Annotated in this window: 15 protein-coding genes; 2 read left to right on the forward strand and 13 right to left on the reverse strand. The window is 41.6% G+C overall.

Annotated features, from left to right (window positions below):
• Window positions 1-26: 26 nt before the first annotated feature.
• The 7 genes from DXB77_RS04885 to DXB77_RS04915 are packed head-to-tail and all read right to left on the reverse strand — an operon-like array spanning window position 27 to window position 9,135.
• Entirely contained in the window at window positions 27-1,685 is a 1,659-nt protein-coding gene (locus tag DXB77_RS04885) for a cellulase family glycosylhydrolase (protein ID WP_117807511.1), read from the reverse strand.
• The gene (locus tag DXB77_RS04890; protein WP_118662751.1) at window positions 1,682-2,953 is read right to left on the reverse strand and encodes a hypothetical protein; all 1,272 of its coding nucleotides are present in this window, start codon (window positions 2,951-2,953) and stop codon (window positions 1,682-1,684) included. The genes DXB77_RS04885 and DXB77_RS04890 overlap by 4 nt, the downstream gene beginning before the upstream one ends.
• Window positions 2,943-4,064, reverse strand: a complete 1,122-nt coding sequence (locus DXB77_RS04895) for a DUF58 domain-containing protein (RefSeq protein WP_118484063.1) — start codon at window positions 4,062-4,064, stop codon at window positions 2,943-2,945. The genes DXB77_RS04890 and DXB77_RS04895 overlap by 11 nt, the downstream gene beginning before the upstream one ends.
• A 1-nt stretch (window position 4,065) precedes the next feature.
• The gene (locus DXB77_RS04900; RefSeq protein ID WP_243100141.1) at window positions 4,066-5,016 is read right to left on the reverse strand and encodes a MoxR family ATPase; all 951 of its coding nucleotides are present in this window, start codon (window positions 5,014-5,016) and stop codon (window positions 4,066-4,068) included.
• A gap of 13 nt (window positions 5,017-5,029) precedes the next feature.
• The gene (gene recG / locus DXB77_RS04905) at window positions 5,030-7,060 is read right to left on the reverse strand and encodes an ATP-dependent DNA helicase RecG (RefSeq protein ID WP_118662753.1); all 2,031 of its coding nucleotides are present in this window, start codon (window positions 7,058-7,060) and stop codon (window positions 5,030-5,032) included.
• Between the two features lie 15 nt (window positions 7,061-7,075).
• On the reverse strand, window positions 7,076-8,758 hold the full coding sequence (locus tag DXB77_RS04910) for a DAK2 domain-containing protein (RefSeq protein ID WP_118662754.1): 1,683 nt from the start codon (window positions 8,756-8,758) through the stop codon (window positions 7,076-7,078).
• Window positions 8,759-8,775: 17 nt separating this feature from the next.
• Window positions 8,776-9,135 (reverse strand): Asp23/Gls24 family envelope stress response protein, encoded by a 360-nt coding sequence (locus tag DXB77_RS04915; RefSeq protein WP_008400960.1) that lies wholly within the window; start codon window positions 9,133-9,135, stop codon window positions 8,776-8,778.
• Window positions 9,136-9,418: 283 nt separating this feature from the next.
• Between DXB77_RS04915 and rpmB the strand changes: the two genes are divergently transcribed.
• Window positions 9,419-9,604 carry a 50S ribosomal protein L28 gene (rpmB, locus tag DXB77_RS04920; protein WP_008400961.1) on the forward strand — a complete coding sequence of 62 codons (186 nt, stop codon included), beginning with the start codon at window positions 9,419-9,421 and terminating at the stop codon, window positions 9,602-9,604.
• Between the two features lie 351 nt (window positions 9,605-9,955).
• On the opposite strand, the gene DXB77_RS04925 is transcribed toward rpmB, so the two are convergent.
• The 6 genes from DXB77_RS04925 to DXB77_RS04950 all read right to left on the reverse strand — a co-directional run bounded on the left by DXB77_RS04925 (window position 9,956) and on the right by DXB77_RS04950 (window position 14,669).
• Window positions 9,956-10,363 (reverse strand): spore germination protein GerW family protein, encoded by a 408-nt coding sequence (locus DXB77_RS04925; RefSeq protein WP_021943960.1) that lies wholly within the window; start codon window positions 10,361-10,363, stop codon window positions 9,956-9,958.
• Window positions 10,363-11,436: a DUF2953 domain-containing protein gene (locus DXB77_RS04930; RefSeq protein ID WP_243100142.1), complete on the reverse strand. Its 1,074-nt coding sequence runs from the start codon at window positions 11,434-11,436 to the stop codon at window positions 10,363-10,365. The genes DXB77_RS04925 and DXB77_RS04930 overlap by 1 nt, the downstream gene beginning before the upstream one ends.
• 14 nt (window positions 11,437-11,450) lie before the next feature.
• Window positions 11,451-11,780, reverse strand: a complete 330-nt coding sequence (locus tag DXB77_RS04935) for a hypothetical protein (RefSeq protein WP_117807505.1) — start codon at window positions 11,778-11,780, stop codon at window positions 11,451-11,453.
• A gap of 32 nt (window positions 11,781-11,812) precedes the next feature.
• Window positions 11,813-13,240, reverse strand: a complete 1,428-nt coding sequence (locus DXB77_RS04940; protein ID WP_118662756.1) for a hypothetical protein — start codon at window positions 13,238-13,240, stop codon at window positions 11,813-11,815.
• A gap of 40 nt (window positions 13,241-13,280) precedes the next feature.
• Window positions 13,281-14,123, reverse strand: coding sequence for a hypothetical protein (locus DXB77_RS04945; protein ID WP_226801013.1), 843 nt, complete (start codon window positions 14,121-14,123; stop codon window positions 13,281-13,283).
• A 210-nt stretch (window positions 14,124-14,333) separates the two neighbouring features.
• A complete protein-coding gene (locus tag DXB77_RS04950) occupies window positions 14,334-14,669 on the reverse strand; it encodes a LysM domain-containing protein (protein WP_008400969.1) in 336 nt (111 codons plus the stop codon).
• A gap of 248 nt (window positions 14,670-14,917) precedes the next feature.
• On the opposite strand from DXB77_RS04950, the gene DXB77_RS04955 reads away from it, so the two are divergent.
• Complete coding sequence (locus tag DXB77_RS04955; protein WP_347559470.1) at window positions 14,918-19,144, forward strand: acyl-CoA dehydratase activase-related protein; 4,227 nt, start codon at window positions 14,918-14,920, stop codon at window positions 19,142-19,144.
• The last annotated feature ends 57 nt before the right edge of the window (window positions 19,145-19,201 follow it).

Here is a 19,201-nt window from a genome sequence, read left to right on the forward strand (position 1 = left end):
TTATTGTATATATTTCATCCCTTTTGTCAATAGAAACTCTCAATTTTTTCCTTAATATACCTTCCGCTGTCTGACAGATCATCATCTGTAAAACCGCTTGTCTTTGTACAGGAGGAATCAAATAATGATGACGTTTCAGCTTTGTTTGAGATATTCCATGCCGCATAGCTTAAGTTCTTATCATTGATCAGATCAAACCATGCATCAGACTGATCATAATCAATCGAACCGTTTCCTGATGCATCACACAAGCCAAACTCTGATACAAAAATCGGGAGTCCGGAATCAAGTGCCGACTGAACCTTATTTCTCAGATCATCCTTATGGGTTGCGGCATAGAAATGAACCGCATACATCAGATTGGTCTGATCTGTGATCGGATCTGCAGCTGCCACATCCACATCCTGACTCCAGGTTGGTGTTCCGACAATGATAATGGCATCCGGTGCATTTTTTCGTATGATCGGGATGATCGTTTCCGCATAGCTCTTTACAGAATCCCAGGTTGTACCACCATTTGGTTCATTTGCGATCTCATAGATCACATTTCCGTAAGAAGCATATTTCTTTGATATCCGGTCAAAGAAATCCTTTGCATCATCTATATGCATATTTGGATCATTGTCATTTAAAATATGCCAGTCAATTATCACATACAATCCAAGATCCGTTGCTGCATCAACACCTTTTCCCAGAAGCTCCTCGATCTCTGATTTATTTCCGCCTGAACAATATCCATAGGAATCTCCTGTATCTGTATACATAGCAAAACGTACCAGATTGATACCAAAGGAATCTTTGAAATACTGATAAGTGTCCTTGCTTACAAAATCAGCAAACCAGGTAAGTCCGTGTGTACTGACACCTTTTAACTGGAATTTACTGCCTGATGCATCCACCAGATCCGTTCCTGATACCGCAAGCTTTCCATGTGCCTTATACGGATTATCTTCTTTTTTACCGTTTTTAGTATCTGTGACCTTATTACTTCCGGACTGATCTTTTTTATCACTGTCAACAGACTGCCCATCTGTCTGAGCTGCCTTCTCACCGGTATTTGTTTTCACTTCTGCGTTCTCATCATTTTTCTGCTGATCATCACCGGTGACAGTTGTTACTTCTTTTCCTGCGATCATCAATGTACAACGAACAGGCTTCACATCCGATGCTGATAAATTATATCCAAAATCAATGCTGCCACCAGCCGGTATCTCCTCATTATAACTTTCTGCGGTTACATGAACCACCGATTCATCTGCCGTATACTTTCCATTCCAGAGCTGGTCGATCGTTACTTTCCCGGAAAATTCCAGATCAACGCTCCAATCCGTTGCAGCTTTATCGGTCTTATTATAGATCGTGACCGTCTCTGTAGCGGCTGTCATTCCATTATTCTCCCATGTACTTCCAACCGTTACTTCTGCATATAAGGTCTTCTTGTCATCTGTCGACTTCTGAGTATCGGATGCACCCTTTTCCTTCTTTTGATCAGCGCCATCCTCAGCCTTTTGCTCCGCATCCTGCCCGGATCCCTCTATCACAGCTTCTGTTCCGGCATTCTTCTGTCCGTCCGGGTCATTATTTTTCCGACTTTTTGTCACCAGTATAACTGACAGTGCCACAACAGCCGCTGCAAGTACTATGATGACTCCCCATAATACGATCGTCTTTTTCTTCTGGTTCATTTTTGCACTACTCCCTTTTTATTTTCTTTTTTATTCACCCTTTTATTCTGGACTGATGCTGCTTTCATTTCTCGTATAACATAGTTGTCCACTTCTCCTGCTCCATATCGGATCTGTTCATATATGGCAGAAATACCCTCTACATTTCCAACCTCCGTCTCTGTTATCTCCTGCCTGATATCTTCACAGGTCATCCGTTTGTTAAGTGTAATCACATCCTTATATCGCAGGATCGACTTCTTATAAATTTTTCTTGCCTGTTCTTCAGCTGTCAACCTGTGCATTATGCGTCTGTTTGTTATACGTTCTTTATATTGATTCGGTTCTTCGGCGATAAGCTCGATCACATCATCTGCATAACTTCTCGGTTTCAAAAGGAAACGGATCACCTGCAACAATATCCGTACCAGAAAGAATATCAGAAGAAGAACTACAAATACCTTTAATATCAAGGTAAATACATCATATCCCTTTACACTGTTCTGATAATATTCATTTAAAGTATCCTGATAATCGAGACTGGTTGCTGCCGGTCCTCCCTTCGTAAGCAGCGTCAGCACAAATACCCATATGACCATGATCGCACCAAATACTGTCTGAACAACCTTTGCAAATGCACGCGCAAGTACAGTTACAAACCCGGACAGATCAAGGAAACGACAGGCTCCCATTAATAACAACACAAGCACTGCAAGGAATAATACAACCCTGCCATTTATAAATGCGATATCCCGGATGGATTGCTCCGATACTTCTGTTGTCTGTGAGATATAGCGTTTCAACCCCTGTATATACCGGATCATCATATATATAGCCATAAGTAATGCAACTGCAATATAAGACAGGTTCGACAAAACAGGAAGCTCCATGCCGATACTTGCAAAATAAACAATAATTCCTGCTAAGATCGATGGCCATGGTTCGCTCATATCTGTAAGTCTGGAACCTCTCTTTGCATAAGCTACCGCACATGGCAGCAGATACCCGATATCATAAATCCCTGTAACCGTTCGGATCCATACTGTGCCCGGCAAAATAACTAAAAGTCCCGCAAGCACCAGATGTCCAACGGTAAGTAATATATGATTCGGTGCAAAATCTCTGATCAGATAGGACAACAGAAATATTCCTGCGATCCAAATGGCATCCACAAACCGCGGATCTTGTCTCATAAATATCATGCAGAATGTATACATGAACAATTCCGCCGTTACCACCTCATAAAGATAACGCAATCCTCGCTCTGCCCAATATATCTTATGTGTCATTTAACTCTACCTCCATTCCATGAAGATAAGGTCTGATATCATCGCACCTCTGTATATCCAGATATGGAACTATCATATAAATGTTTTTTCCTTTTTCAGCCATATGATCAAGCTCATCCAGCAAATCCTTTTTATGGTATGCAGATACGATGAGATATGTTGTATTGCTGTCTACATCTGTCACTTCCTGCTTCAAGACTTCAACAAATCTATCGATCCCGGCATTTTCCGTTATTCGTGCCAGATATTTATCAACCGTAAATCGATGTTCTCCGGAAGAACCAAAATCCACCCATTCCATCTCACCGGATAACAGATCATATCCATTTGCCCGTATCATGACAGGAATCCGGTTATCCAGAAAGTAAGATGCTGCCGTGGATGCTATACTGATACACATTTCCTGTATATAATGAACTCTTATCATGGTGTTCGGCTCCAGACAGACAAGTATCTTCACCCTCTGTTCTGCCGTGTGCTCATATACATTTACCATCAGGTCGTCGCATCTGGCTGTTGCTTTCCAGTTAATGCTCTTTCTCGGGTCTCCCACGCTGTAAGTCCGCAGGCCGGAAAAAGCAAACGGATCCGGAAAAAGACTTCTCCTTGATGTCAGATCACCCAACATACCATCTAGGACCGTATCAAGCTGTATATTAGAAAGTTTTTCAGGGAAAACATACAGAAATGCCTGATTTTCTACAGACAGCGCAAATGTCTTCGACATCAGAAAATCCTTTGCCATCAGCTTTACAGCACTGATAAAAAACAAGCCTCGCTCTTTCGCCGTAAATGAAAGCTTTCTGACTACCTTCCGGTTTCCCATAATCGAAAACGGATCATTTCTATGATAAAAATCCGTAACAACCGCATTCTCATTTTCCTGAAACTGTAAGGATCTCGCTGTGGAAAACTTCACATGTAAAGTTGTAAGAGGCAGCATCTTTTGATTTGTAATTGTCTCTGTTATCCCTGATTTATCGCCAATCTCCAGATACCTGTCATCAAAATCCAGATCAAGAGAAAGCCCCTGATCCCAGTATTTGCGGTAAATAACAGTCTGTCCGAGATAGATCACCAGAAAACACAATACTGCTATCAGTATCTCCATATTAATTCTCCCAATCTTCAACCGGAACAGCGATCTGATCGACCAGTTCCCTGATCACTGTCTTTTCCTTTTTCTCATCCATGTGTCCTGCCATGATCACACGATGTGCAAGGACATATGGTGCCATATAACGGACATCATCCGGACGGACAAAGGTTCTGCCCTCCATAGCAGCATATGCCTGCGACAGACGAAGAAGCCCTATCGTACCTCTGGAGCTTGCACCAACCTGTATCCAGCTGTTATTCCTGGTCGCAAGGATTATGTCTGCAATATATTCCTTTACGCAAGAATGAACAAAAACTTCTCTGACCGCTTCCTGCATCGTCTTTATATGATCTGTATCACAGACCGTCTGAAGTGTATCAAACGGATTCTCAGACATAAAACGATCCATGATCGAAACCTCTGTAGCCTTTGAATTATCTCTCATGGAGATCTTTATAAGAAAACGGTCAAGCTGGGCTTCCGGAAGCGGGTATGTACCGGTAGTCTCGATCGGATTCTCTGTTGCAATAACAAAAAACGGTGCTTCAAGCCTATGACTTTCTCCATCGATCGTCACCTGCTGCTCTTCCATTGCCTCAAGCAAACTGGATTGTGTTCTCGGTGTTGCACGGTTGATCTCATCTGCAAGCAGGATATTTGTAAATACCGGTCCCTTCACCAATACAAAATCTTCTGATTTACGATTATAAATACTTAAGCCTGTAATGTCGGATGGCATAAGATCAGGTGTGAACTGAACTCTCTTAAACTGCCCTCCGATGCTTTTGGCAAATGTCTTTGCTAAAAGTGTCTTGCCGGTTCCCGGTCTGTCCTCCACCAGCACATGTCCTCCTGCATAAAGTGCCGCCAGTATCACCCGTATCTCTTTCTCTCTGCCGATCAACACCTTTGATATATTCTCACAGATCTTATCTGCCTGTTCTTTTACCTCTGTTATCTCCATCGTTCTAATCTCCTTATAATATCGGTTTTCCATACATCTCATTTCTTGCTGCGACACTTCGGTCAAATTCCGTCCGTATACGACTACCATATTTCTCATAGACATCCGATGCTGCCTTTAACATGTCGGCATGTTTATAGATATCTCCCATCTTAAACAGCACATCTCCGCTCTGTCTGATACCAAAGAAATCTCCCGGTCCTCTCCGTTTCAGATCTTCTCCCGCAATATAAAAGCCATCGTTTGAATCTGCAAGTACATTTAACCGTTCCATCACTTCTTTATTTTTCTTTCCACTGATAAAGATACAATAAGACTGCAGATTTCCACGTCCCACACGCCCACGGAGCTGATGCAGGGCTGCCAGTCCAAACCGTTCTGCATTTTCTACCATCATAACCGTGGCATTCGGATTATTGATTCCTACCTCGATAACCGTTGTAGATACCAGTACATCAACCTTTTTTTCATAAAAATCCGTCAGGATACGGTTCTTCTCATCCCCTGTCATCTTGCCATGCAAATAGGCCACATGTATGCTGCTGTCAAGCTTCTGTGACAGATCTTCCGAATACTCAACTACATTTGCCACATCATCTAAGGCTTCGCTTTCCTCCACCATCGGGCATACCACATAGACCTGATGTCCTTTTTTAACCTCTGCCCGGATAAACGCCTGTGCTTTCGGGCGGTAGCTCTCATCCACTACACAGTTTTTGATCGGAATCCGTCCTGCCGGCAGTTCATTAATTACCGAAATATCAAGATCTCCGTACATAATGATCGCAAGGGTTCTCGGAATCGGTGTCGCACTCATAACAAGAACATGTGGCGTTCCCCCTTTTAACGATAATTTTTCTCTCTGTCTTACGCCAAACCGATGCTGCTCATCCGTCACAACAAGCGCCAGATTATCATATTCCACCTTGTCCTGTATCAACGCATGCGTTCCTACGATCACATCCGCACGATGCTCTGCAATCTCCTGATACGCTTCCCGTTTCTCCTTTGCCTTCATCGAACCGGTCAACAGCGTAACATGGATTCCATATGGCTCAAATAAGCCGGTCAGTTCTTTAAAGTGCTGATTTGCAAGTACCTCGGTCGGCGCCATGATCACACCCTGATAACCCTGCGTCGCACAGGCAAATAAAGCGATCGCAGCAACGATCGTTTTACCGGAACCGACATCCCCCTGCACAAGACGGTTCATCACATGCTCTGAATTCATATCTGCCATGATATCTCGAACCGCATCCATCTGTGCCCCAGTCAGACGATACGGAAGGCTCTCGATAAACCCTGTCACCTGCTCCGTAAATGGTATCTTCGCCTGATTGTATTTCACCGTATCATTTTCTTTCAAACTATGCATATTCTCTATAAATTCATAAAATTCATCAAAGGCAACCCGCTTGATCGCAGCTCTTAAGTGATCCTCCGTATCCGGGAAATGGATATGGGTTACGGCTTCATTTGCCCGCATCAGATCATATTCATCCCGAATGTCCTCCGGTATATAATCTGAAAGCGTCTGAATCAGAGGAAGCGTTCCCTTTACCGCTTTCTGGATCGTCTTGCTTGTAATACCCGCCGTACAACCATATACAGGCTGCCATTCTTTTAAAATTTCCTGATATTGGGGCACTGTATAGTACTCCGGCTGGCTCATCGTATACATGCCATTCTTATATTTCACTTCTCCGACAAAGATATAACGATCTCCAATATGAAAATAATTACGCAGAAAAGGACAATTAAACCATGTCAGTTTAATTGTCCCGGTATAATCTTTGGCATAGGCAGTCGCAATCGAGAATCCGCGAAGCTTCTTCACTTCCACCCGACTGTTGATCGTCACACTTACTGCCTGACGCTCATCTGCCTGTATATCCTGAATGTCAACAGGATCCATATATGTAATATAAGTTCTTGGATAATAATGGATAAGGTCACTCACTGTAGAGATACCAAGCTTCGCCAGATTACCGGCTGTTTTTTCTCCTATCCCTTTAATGCAAGTTACCTTATCCTTTAATTCCATGTAGCTTTTCTCCCTTTATTCTACAGAAACAATGTAATAATAGATCGGCTGACCACCATAGTAGTTCTGTACATCGCAGTCCGGGAAGTTTTCTTCCACTCTTGCCGCAAATGTCTCTGCATCCTCCTTCTTTACATCTGCTCCGTAATAAATACTGATCAGTTCGCTGTCTTCATCTACTGCATCTTTGATCAGATCGAATGTAACATCCGAAATGTCATTACCAACGGATACCAGTCCCTTATCACCGATACCCATGATATCTCCCTCATGGATGGCTTTTCCATCGATGGAGGTATCTCTGACCGCATATGTTACCTGTCCGCTCTTTACATTTGATACAGCTTCTAACATATTGTTTTTGTTATCCTCTAATGTCATCGTACTGTCAAACGCTATCATTGCACTGATACCCTGTGGCGCATTTGCCGTTGCAAGGACGATGATATTCTTATCTTCACATAAGCCGGCTGCCTGATTGGCTGCAAGAACAACATTTTTATTATTTGGGAATATAAATATATTCTCGGCATGAACCTTCTCGATCGCATTCAGCATATCCTCAGTGCTTGGATTCATCGTCTGACCACCTTCGATCACACAATCAACTCCAAGCTCCGTAAAGAACTCCTTTAATCCATCACCCATGGATACTGCGATGAAACCATATTGTTTCTTTGGCTGCTGTTTTTCTTTCTCTGCCTGTCTTGCAGCTTCCTGTCTGGCTGCTTCTTCCCGTTCTGCCTGCTTAATGACCTTCTCATGATGCTCCAGTCTCATATTATCGACCTTCATATTTGACAGATAACCAAGGGTAAGACCTTTTTCAAATGCCTGGCCCGGATGGTTTGTGTGAACATGGATCTTAACGATCTCATCATCTGATACGCAGACAATGGAATCACCGATCGACTCTAAGAACTGTTTCAGATCGTCTTCTTCTTTTATGCCGTATGGTTTTTCCAGATTAATAATAAATTCTGTACAATATCCGAACTTGATATCGGCTGACAGATCTTCAGAATACTTTGGATTGTCAACACCTGATACTCCTGCTCCGGAAGGCTTTGTATCTGCAATTACGACACGTCCGAGAATACAGTCAACTGCACCTTTTAATACTTCCATCAGACCCTGTCCGCCGGAATCCACAACACCGGCTTCTTTTAATACCGGAAGCAACTCCGGTGTAGAAGCAAGCACTTCATCTCCATGCTTAATGATGGTTTCGCAGAATTCCTCCAATGTAATATCTGTACCTGCACATTCTCTGGCCTTAGTAGCAATACCTCTGGCAACTGTAAGGATCGTTCCTTCCTTTGGCTTCATAACAGCCTTATAAGCTGTCTCAACCGCCTTCTGGAATGCATCAGCAATCTCGATTACTCCGATCTCTGTTTTATCCCCGATCTTCTTGCTGAAACCACGAAGAAGCTGAGAAAGGATTACACCTGAATTACCTCTGGCTCCACGAAGGGAACCGGTTGACATTGCCTTTGCGATATCACTCATTGTCTCCTTACAGGATTCAACTTCCCTTTTTGCTGACATAATCGTCATTGTCATATTTGTACCGGTATCTCCATCCGGTACAGGGAACACATTCAGCTCATTAATATAATCTTTTTTATTATCAAGGTTATTCGCACCGGCTATAAATGCTTTCTTCAGTGCAAGTGCATCAATCGTATTTTTCACTTCTACAGTTCCTCCGTCTAATCCAGAATCTTTACATCTTCAACAAATACATTTACCTGACTGACTTTAAGAGATGTAAAATCTTCTACTTTATATTTTACAGACTGCATCAGATTATCTGTTACAGCCTTGATGCTGACACCATATGCCACAACGATATGAAGCTCTACCACAATATCTCCATTCTCATCAAACGTAACATGAATTCCCTGCGTGATATTGTTTCCTTTTAACTGTTTTACGATTCCGTCTTTTACACTGACAATACCCATACCAACAATGCCAAAGCAATCGAGTGCTGTCATACCTGCTACCTGTGCAACCACATTCTCATCCAGACTGACGGTTCCATTATCATTATTTATATATTCGTTCATAGAAAACCTCCCATGCTTTTGTCCTGTTATATGATGTGCAGGAATCCCATCTCCTTGTCATTCTGAAAAGTGTATTTTAAAATAGGCAAACCTGTCTCACCATAATTATAAACATATAGTTCTATTATAACAGAGAATATGCAAATTTCAAGACAACCGTTTATTGTCTATTCTTTTTAAAAAAATTAAAAATATGCTTGCATATAACAAAATTATCTGATATAGTAACATTTGTTGTGAACTTATGAGAGGATAAGTTTAATAAAAATAAGGAGGTGCTATCATGGCAAAATGTTCAGTTTGTAATAAAGGTGCTCATTTCGGTATCAAAGTGAGCCATTCACATAGAAGAGCAAATAAGATGTGGAAATCAAATGTTAAGTCTGTTAAGGCTATCGTAGATGGTTCTCCAAAGAAGATTTATGTTTGTACTTCATGTTTAAAATCTGGAAAGGTTGAGCGTGCATAGTTCACCTCGTATTCTTTCTAAAAAAGACTGCCATAAAACAATGGCAGTCTTTTTTGTTTTCTTTTTTCAGACTGCCGGCCAAACTTCTATCATAAATTCTCAAAATCTCTCCTGACGTAACCCGATCAGGTCATTGGCTTTTAGCATCTGCAAAATAATATATATGCCATTAAAAAAAAGATTACAATAATCAAAAATTCCAGAAACCCTTCTACCAGATAGCTGAATATCATTCCGATCGCAACGAAAAAGAGAGCAAATCCAACTACACGCTTCAAACAACATCACCGCCAAAAAAAGACTTCACATACCACTATAAGATATGCAAAGCCTTTTTCTTTTATGTCTGTTTTATTCCTCTGCCGGTTTCGATGCTTCTTCTACCGCCTGTTCGATCTGCTCTTCTTCCTCTGTCTTTTCCTTCTTAAAGAAGCTGGTGATCCGGTCAACGATCTCAGGTGCCATATCAATGATCTTGCTGATGGCATCCTGATTCTTAATATTAACAAGTCTTGTCTTACCATTTGAGATAACCAGAACCGCAGCCGGACTGAGCTTTGCTCCGATACCACCGGCCGCATTATTGCCGGTCTGTTTATTGAACGCACCGGCCGCCATACCAAAATTCACATCAAGAAGTGGAATAATGATCGTATCTCCTACCTTGATAGGATCTCCCACTACAGATTTGGATGAAACAAATCCATCCATTCCATGAAACAAAGTGCTGATCGTTCCGTCAATATTTGTATTTGCCATTACTTATTTCCTCCCGAAATCTTTTTTAAATATGCCATAGATCTTTTCACGTATTTATTAAAGTATACCTTGCAGCAATAATATAATATATTATAAACCCTGATTCTTCCTTTTATGAAAATATCCCCTTCCAATATCTTCTTGGAAAAATCCGGAGTTATATCTATTTTATTATAATATAACGGTAAAATCAAACTCAGATATCCAAGCTGTTTTCCGGTAGATGCCGGATCTCCTGAACCATATGTTACCTGCCCTTTGATCTTTGTCGGATTCAGATGCTTTAATAACAGGATCACGTTTCGCTTTAACACCTGAAATGCCTGCTTCGTTGTACCCGCCCGGACGAATTTCTTATACTGCTCCGCCTTATCTTTCATATGGCGCAGTTTTCTTACAACTGCTTCGATCTTATCCTTTACCGCAATAACAAATCGGTCGAACTTCTGACCGATATGGGTAAATATCGTCTCCGGACTTTTTTGAAATTCCGAATGATCTTCTGCAAATTCCCGGTTAGCATCTCTATCTTCTCTGTCGGGAGCTGCATCCTGCATCATCTGATCTGACAAACCATCCGGCTGATCGGATTCAGCATCTTCTGCTTCCTGCTTTTCCGTTTTTTTCGCTTTTTCGGCTTCTGCCTGTTCGCGTTTTTCCTGTTTCTTTGCTTTTCGAGTCTCTGCCTTTTCCTGTTTTTTCAGTTTTTTTGCTTCTCTGACTTCAGCTTTTTCCCGCATACGAATTTCTTTTTCACTTTCTGCGGCTTCTGTCTCCGTATCTGTTTCTTCCTGGCTTTCTTCCGAAAATCCATCTTCATTGGATACCAGCGTTCCGCCGAATGACCGCAGCCAATATACAAAGCCGTTTTCATCATAATTTGCTTTGAAGCAGAATACAAAACCCAACCATGAGGCTTTTAATTTGCATATAAAATTGTCATGTTTTTCTGCATAAAACCGATACCGGACAGGAACGAATAATAATAAAAGCAACAGTACAAGTACAAGCCCTATCAGGATCAATACTGTAATCAACAGAATCTTTAATATCAATAAGAAAATATGTAACATATGCTCCCCTTATATCAGCACACTGTCATGTCATATAGAAAATAGTCCTTACAATCAAACTTTCCGGTCGTACCATATACATCCCGGATAATATCCCGTATAAGAAAAAACGCTCCGGCCTTTGTCATCGACATTCCAACGATAACGATATCATCCGTTCGTTTCTTATAGTACGGCTGCAGGAATTCATTTGCCTCATAAACCTCTAACAGCCCGTCCTCAAACAATGGAAGTGTTATGACATAAACATCCGCACAGGGCTTCCGCTTTTTTATTCTTTTTATCAGTCGGGATGCCGTCTTATCCGGCATAACTCCGGTATAAAGCCGCTTTACTATTGTCATTTTTTCACTCCCCTGCTCTGTCAGACCTCTCTCTAATCTTCCATAATTCCCTGAATGATCACATAACATGCAAGAACCTCGCTGCGATTTGAACAGCGCACCAGTGCATTATCAATATAATCTTTGATCTCCTGCTGTGTATTAAAGAACACAGGAATTGTAGAAAGTATCTTCGCCATGACCGCACGATTAACTACCTGTGAGTTTCCGGTAAATACCTCTCCGAATTCTTCTATGAGTTTATCCTTTTTTGAAATAATATATTCAGAATCCGCAAGTGCGCCTGTCTCAATCTTCACATGATCGATATCTACAAACATACTGCCGGATAACAGTTTTTCCAGTGTATCAATACGATGATAAGCATCCTCCAGACCAAGGCGGATAATATCCGGCTGATTGGAAGATATGATATCATAGATCGGAGCTTCAAGCACCATCCGGTGTTCTCCCGCTTCCTCCTGTGCGCCTTCATTTGCAACCAGCATATCATATGCATCCGTTGGAAATTCATCTTCATTTTCCATGGATTCATAGATACGTCTGATAATAGATAATGCCCGCATACAGGATTCCGATACTCCTGACTTGCATTCAGCCGCAAGTATCATGCTGTACAGATCATTTACCAGCTCGATCAGCATCATATAATCAGATACAACATCATTGATAAAGCCTGCACTTTTATCCAGAACCGTTGACAGATTCCTGTATCCGTCAAAATCAAGATGTGCATAATCTCCCTCTTTAATAATCTCGTACGCTTCATGCAGAGAAGAATATTCTGTCTCGAATTTCTCCGGAAGCTGTAATAAGGCAGTTTCTTCTACTGTCTCTATAAAATCATCCAATGAACTGATCTCACAACCATTATAAATTGATAAAGTCTGTCCGATAATATCGTAAAATCTTGCCTTTGTCATACGAAGCGGAAGCTGACCTACGATCTGCTGGATCTTCGCATTTACCGCTACCTTATCCTTATCTGCAAAGATGAAGTTAAAGACCTCCGCGCTGAACTGCTCTGCATCAAATTCCTCAAACATCTTCTCAAGTTCTTCGTCCACATTTTCCTCGAATCCATATTCTTTTCGGTTCAGGATATATTCGTACAACTCAAACGCATCAGTATATGCAGTAAGTACCTTCATCTTCTCCGTGATCTTATTTCTCATTTCGGAGATAAGCGCCAGATCCTTGTCATCCAATTGATCCGCATCTCCTGCCAGATATGTTCCGACCAGCTTATTGATGCCCATAACACATTCATAAATATATGGATCCTCTGCAAAATCTTTGTCTGCCATCAGTTCACGGATCACGACATAGTTTAATGCAAATTTCTGACAGGCATATTCGAAATCAGCCGTCATGACTGCATCTGCAAATTTTGCAAGATTCTCATCCATATTGTTCTTACGGGTTATCTCTGTGATCAGTTTTTTATCTTCATTATACATAACTATCTATTATCCTCTCATCCTTAATTAAATCCATCTCTTATTTATGCTCATGCGTGAACAAGTGATCCTGGCAATATTCCTTGTTGCCTGTACATCTGGAACAATAACGGAACTGCATGTCCGGTGCTTCCTTATCTGTGATGCCGCATACATAACATTTATGTGTCACATTCTCTGAATTGTTGACACGCACCTGCTTCGCATAATTTCTCCTTCTCTTGATCTGCTTTGGAGAAAGCCGTCTGAAATCTTTTGTGCTGAAATAGAAAATTACAAAGTTTAAAAGCGACATTACGATATTTACACGTCCCATCAGGTTTGCGTTCATAAAATAATATCCTATAAACACCAGATACAAAACAGATAACCATTTCATCTTAACCGGAATGATCATTGCATACAGTACCTGCATATCCGGATAACAAGCTGCAACTGCCAAAAATAAAGACAGACAGATATAATAACTGGATACGATATAGATATGAGAATCCCATGACATCGGAATATGAAATACATACTGACAAAGTATATATGCGATCATCGTTCCTGCCATTGTTAGGAACATACCACCAAATATATACAGGTTGTACAAAAATGTACCGATTGAACGTTCTAACAGATTACCGATACTGTAATAAAAGAACAACATAATGATAGTAAAGATACTGACACTTAATTCCGGAGGAGTGATTACCCATGTAAGTAATCTCCAGACTTCACCCTGCATAACAAATGCAGGAACAAGTATCAGTTTTGATAAAACCTGTGGTGCAAACATCAGAAGCAGATAGCCAATGACATATCCAAGGATCAGATACAGGGACAGATTCTTGATCGCATACCGACCAAACTTCCTTTCAAGCTTGTTTATCATCTTCATGAATGGATCTCCTTTTAATTTCATTCATACTATTTGTTTTCGGTATATAAACAGATTTGCCAACATCCGTTATATCCACAAATCAGGGAACTGCCATATTCCCATCCAATGAGAATATGGCTGATAGTATCCCAACATTATCAAATTATATAATAGAACGAAAAACTTTACAACAGCACAATCATGAAGAATTTCTAACTTTTATATATCTTAATCCACAACCAGCTCCAATCCTTCCGGCAAAACGACCTGATACAAGTTCTTATTGTTCTCAAATAATTCCTGTGGACCGACACCAAAATACATGAATACAGATTCAAAGGTATCTCCTTTTTTCACTGTATAATGCATCTTTCCATCTCCGGAGCCTTCCTGTTCTATCGGAATACAGATTTCTTCCCCTTCCTGCATATTATAGACATTTACATACGGATTTGCAGTTATGATGTCACAGAGATTACATTTGTAGTGTTTTGAAAGCTTATATAATGTATCCCCTTTTTCTACTACATGGATCACTCCATTGCAATGATCATAATTTTCCATTTCATACCATCCGGCTTTTTTATTATTATATTCGGAATCTGAAAAATGTTCCCTTTTCTTCTTATTAAAATATAAATCTTTCTCTGCCTTTTTCTAAAATAAAAATTAAATAATAAAAAATCAAGGAAAATCAATCCTAAAATAAATATTAAGTTCGTCAGAAAAGGGAAAAAATCATTGTTTTTTGTAAAACGTTCCACTATAATAGATTCGGTTCAATAAAGAGAAAATTTTGCAAAAAGATTAGGATGGTTTTTATGTACAAATTAGGAATTGACATCGGCTCAACAACCGTAAAAGTTGTTGTTCTTGATGATTCACACAAGATTTTATTTTCTGATTACAAAAGACACTACGCAAACATAAAGGAGACATTACAGGCTCTTATAAATGATGCAAAAGCCAAGCTTGGTGATGTAGAAGTTACTCCGGCGATCACCGGCTCCGGCGGTCTTGCGCTGGCAGAGGTTATCGGTGTACCTTTTACCCAGGAGGTAGTCTGTGTTTCAGAAGCATTACAAGACTATGCTCCACAGACGGATGTTGCGATCGAGCTTGGTGGCGAAGATGCTAAGATCATATATTTCACAAATGGAATCGAACAGCGTATGAATGGTGTCTGTGCCGGTGGTACAGGTTCCTTCATCGACCAGATGGCTACTCTTCTTCAGACAGATGCCAGTGGTCTGAACGAATATGCAAAGGACTATGATACGATCTATCCGATCGCTGCCCGCTGTGGTGTATTTGCCAAGACAGATATCCAGCCTCTGATCAATGAAGGTGCAACCAAGCCGAATCTGGCTGCGTCTATCTTTCAGGCTGTTGTCAACCAGACAATTTCCGGTCTTGCATGTGGTAAGCCGATCAAAGGAAATGTTGCGTTCTTAGGCGGCCCGCTTCATTTCCTCCCGGAACTGAAAAATGCATTTATCCGTACTCTGAATCTGACCGGGGATGCGATCATCGATCCGGGTCATTCTCATCTTTTTGCTGCAACAGGTGCTGCCCTGAATTCCAAGCCGGAGGTATCCAGAACGCTCGGCGAACTCAGCCATTCCTTAGACGGCGAGTTACATATGGCTGAAAATGTACTCCGTCTCCCTCCATTATTCGAAGACGAAGCAGCCTATGAAGCATTCAAGGAGGAGCACAATAAATATAAAGTAAAACGCGGTGACCTTGCTACATATAAAGGAAACTGCTTCATCGGTGTTGATGCCGGTTCTACAACCACCAAGGTAGCTCTTGTCGGTTCAAATGGTGAATTATTATACGACTTCTACAGCAGCAACAACGGAAGTCCGTTAAATACAACGATCAAAGCGATCAAGGATATCTATTCCAAGCTGCCGGAGGGTGCTGTCATCGCCGGTTCATGCTCTACCGGTTACGGTGAAGCCCTGATCAAGCAGGCACTATCTCTTGATTTTGGCGAAGTAGAAACGATCGCCCACTATACGGCAGCAGCATTCTTTGATCCTGAAGTTGACTGTATCCTCGATATCGGCGGTCAGGATATGAAATGTATCAAGATCAAGAACAAAGTCGTAGATAATGTCATGTTAAATGAAGCATGTTCCTCCGGCTGTGGTTCTTTCATTGAAACATTTGCAAAATCCTTAAATTATGATATTGCTGATTTCGCAAAGATTGCTACAACTGCCAAGACTCCTATCGACTTAGGTTCCAGATGTACGGTATTCATGAATTCAAAAGTAAAACAGGCACAGAAGGAAGGTGCATCCGTAGCTGATATCTCAGCCGGTCTGGCATATTCCGTTATTAAGAATGCACTTTTAAAGGTTATCAAGCTGACGGATCCAAAGGATCTCGGTAAGAACATCGTCGTACAGGGTGGTACCTTCTACAACGATGCTGTCTTAAAGAGCTTCGAGGTGATCTCCGGCAGAACCGCTATCCGACCGGATATCTCCGGTATCATGGGTGCTTTCGGTGCTGCCCTTATTGCCATGAATAAATATAAAGAGGGCTTTAAGACTTCTATGCTGTCGATCGATGAGATCAGCAAGCTGACTTATACCACAAATATGACCAGATGTAAGGGCTGTACCAACAACTGTCTGCTGACGATCAACCATTTCTCAAACGGTAAGAACTTCATTACCGGAAATCGTTGTGAAAAGGGTGTCGGTCTTAAGAAGAATGCAGATAACATTCCAAATCTGTTCGAATATAAATTAAACAGGATCTTCGACTATACCCCGCTTACACCTGATATGGCAAAACGTGGTGTGATCGGCATTCCTCGTGTCCTGAATATGTATGAAAATTATCCATTCTGGTTCACTTTCCTGACAAAGCTCGGATTCTCGGTAGTACTTTCTCCAAAGTCATCCAGAGATATCTACAGTCTTGGTATTGAATCGATTCCAAGTGAATCCGAATGTTATCCGGCTAAGATCTCACACGGACATGTTATGTGGCTGTTAAAGAATGGTATCACATCCATTTTCTATCCTTGTGTTCCATACGAAATGAACGAAACACCGGAAGCAAATAACCACTACAACTGCCCGATCGTTACATCCTATGCCGAAAATATCAAAAACAACATGGAAGAATTAAAGGATGACAAGATCACCTTTATCCGTCCGTTCGTCGCACTGGATAATGAACAGGCTCTTGTCGATCGTATGTATCGTGAAATGAAAAAATACTACGATGTTACAACCGATGAGATCGCATCTGCTGTCCGTGCTGCATATGAAGAAGCAGAAAAAGTAAAGACCGATATCCGTGAAAAGGGCGAAGAAACTCTTCGATATATCGATGAACACGACATCCTTGGAATCGTCCTTGCAGGTCGTCCATACCATATCGACCCGGAGATCAACCACGGTCTTCCGGAACTGATCAACTCGTATAAGATCGCTGTTCTGACAGAGGATTCCGTTGCTCATCTGGGACAGGTAGATCGTCCGCTTATCGTATCTGACCAGTGGATGTACCACTCCAGATTGTATAAGGCAGCAAACTATGTTAAGACCTGTGACAATCTGGAACTGATCCAGTTGAACTCCTTCGGCTGTGGTCTGGATGCCGTAACAACCGACTGTGTAAATGATATCCTGACAAAATCAGGAAAGATCTATACCGTTTTGAAGATTGATGAAGTAAGTAACCTTGGTGCTGCCAGAATCCGTATCCGTTCACTGATCAGTGCAGTTAATTCCAGAAAGGAACAGAACTACAAGACCTGCCCGTCAAGCAGTGCGATCAACCGAATCGAATTTACCAAGGATATGATGAAGGACTACACCGTTCTTGCTCCACAGATGTCACCGATCCATTTCAATCTGCTGGAATCTGCATTCAAGGTTATGGGACTCAATATCGAGATCCTGCCGGATGCAACCAAGGAAACAATCGATGTCGGATTAAAATATGTAAATAACGATGCCTGTTATCCTTCTCTGATCGTCGTTGGTCAGTTGATGAGTGCCATCACATCCGGTAAATATGATGTAAATAAACTTGCAGTTATCATGAGCCAGACCGGTGGTGGCTGCCGTGCAACCAACTATGTCGGATTTATCAGACGTGCGCTTGCAAAAGCAGGTTACGGCCAGATCCCTGTAATTGCATTATCAGCTCAGGGATTTGAGAAGAACTCCGGTTTCCCTATCACCTTAAAGCTTGCAAAGCGGGCAATTCAGGCACTTGTCTATGGTGATGTCTTCATGCGTTGTCTTTACCATACAAGACCATACGAGAAAGAACCGGGATCTGCAAATGCGATCCATGAGAAATGGGAAAAGATCTGTAAGAAGACACTGGAAGAAACAGGAAGCACAGCAAGATTTAAAAAGAATATCAGTGGAATCGTACATGACTTCGATACTCTCCCACTTCTTGACATCAAGAAGCCAAGAGTTGGTATCGTTGGAGAGATCCTTGTAAAGTTCCTTCCTTCTGCCAACAACCATCTGGTTGATCTGCTGGAATCAGAAGGTGCTGAAGCTGTTATGCCTGATCTGCTTGATTTCTTCATGTACTGCTTCTACAACAGTAATTATAAATATGAATATCTGGGCAAGACACACAAAGGCGCAATCATCGGAAATGCAGCCATCTCGCTCCTTGAGCATATGAGAAAGCCTGCAACTGATGCTTTAAAGGCAAGCAAACGTTTTGATCCACCTACACCGATCACGCATCTTGCAGAATATGCCAGACCTTTTGTATCCATCGGCAACCAAACCGGTGAAGGCTGGTTCTTAACAGGTGAAATGATCGAGCTGATCAACAGCGGTGCTGCAAATATTGTCTGCGCACAGCCATTTGCCTGTCTGCCAAACCACATTGTCGGCAAGGGTGTTATCAAGCATCTTCGTGAGGCTTATCCGGATGCTAACATTGTGGCAGTCGACTACGATCCAGGAGCATCCGAGGTTAACCAGATCAACCGTATTAAGCTGATGCTGGCAGCGGCCAACAAGAAGCTCCGGTAACAAAATACATACAGTTATAGCTTACAATATAAAAAACAGCTACATATATCTTCTATT

Origin of the sequence: Clostridium sp. OM05-9, assembly GCF_003481465.1 — a bacterium.
Lineage (GTDB): Bacteria > Bacillota > Clostridia > Lachnospirales > Lachnospiraceae > Coprococcus > Coprococcus ammoniilyticus.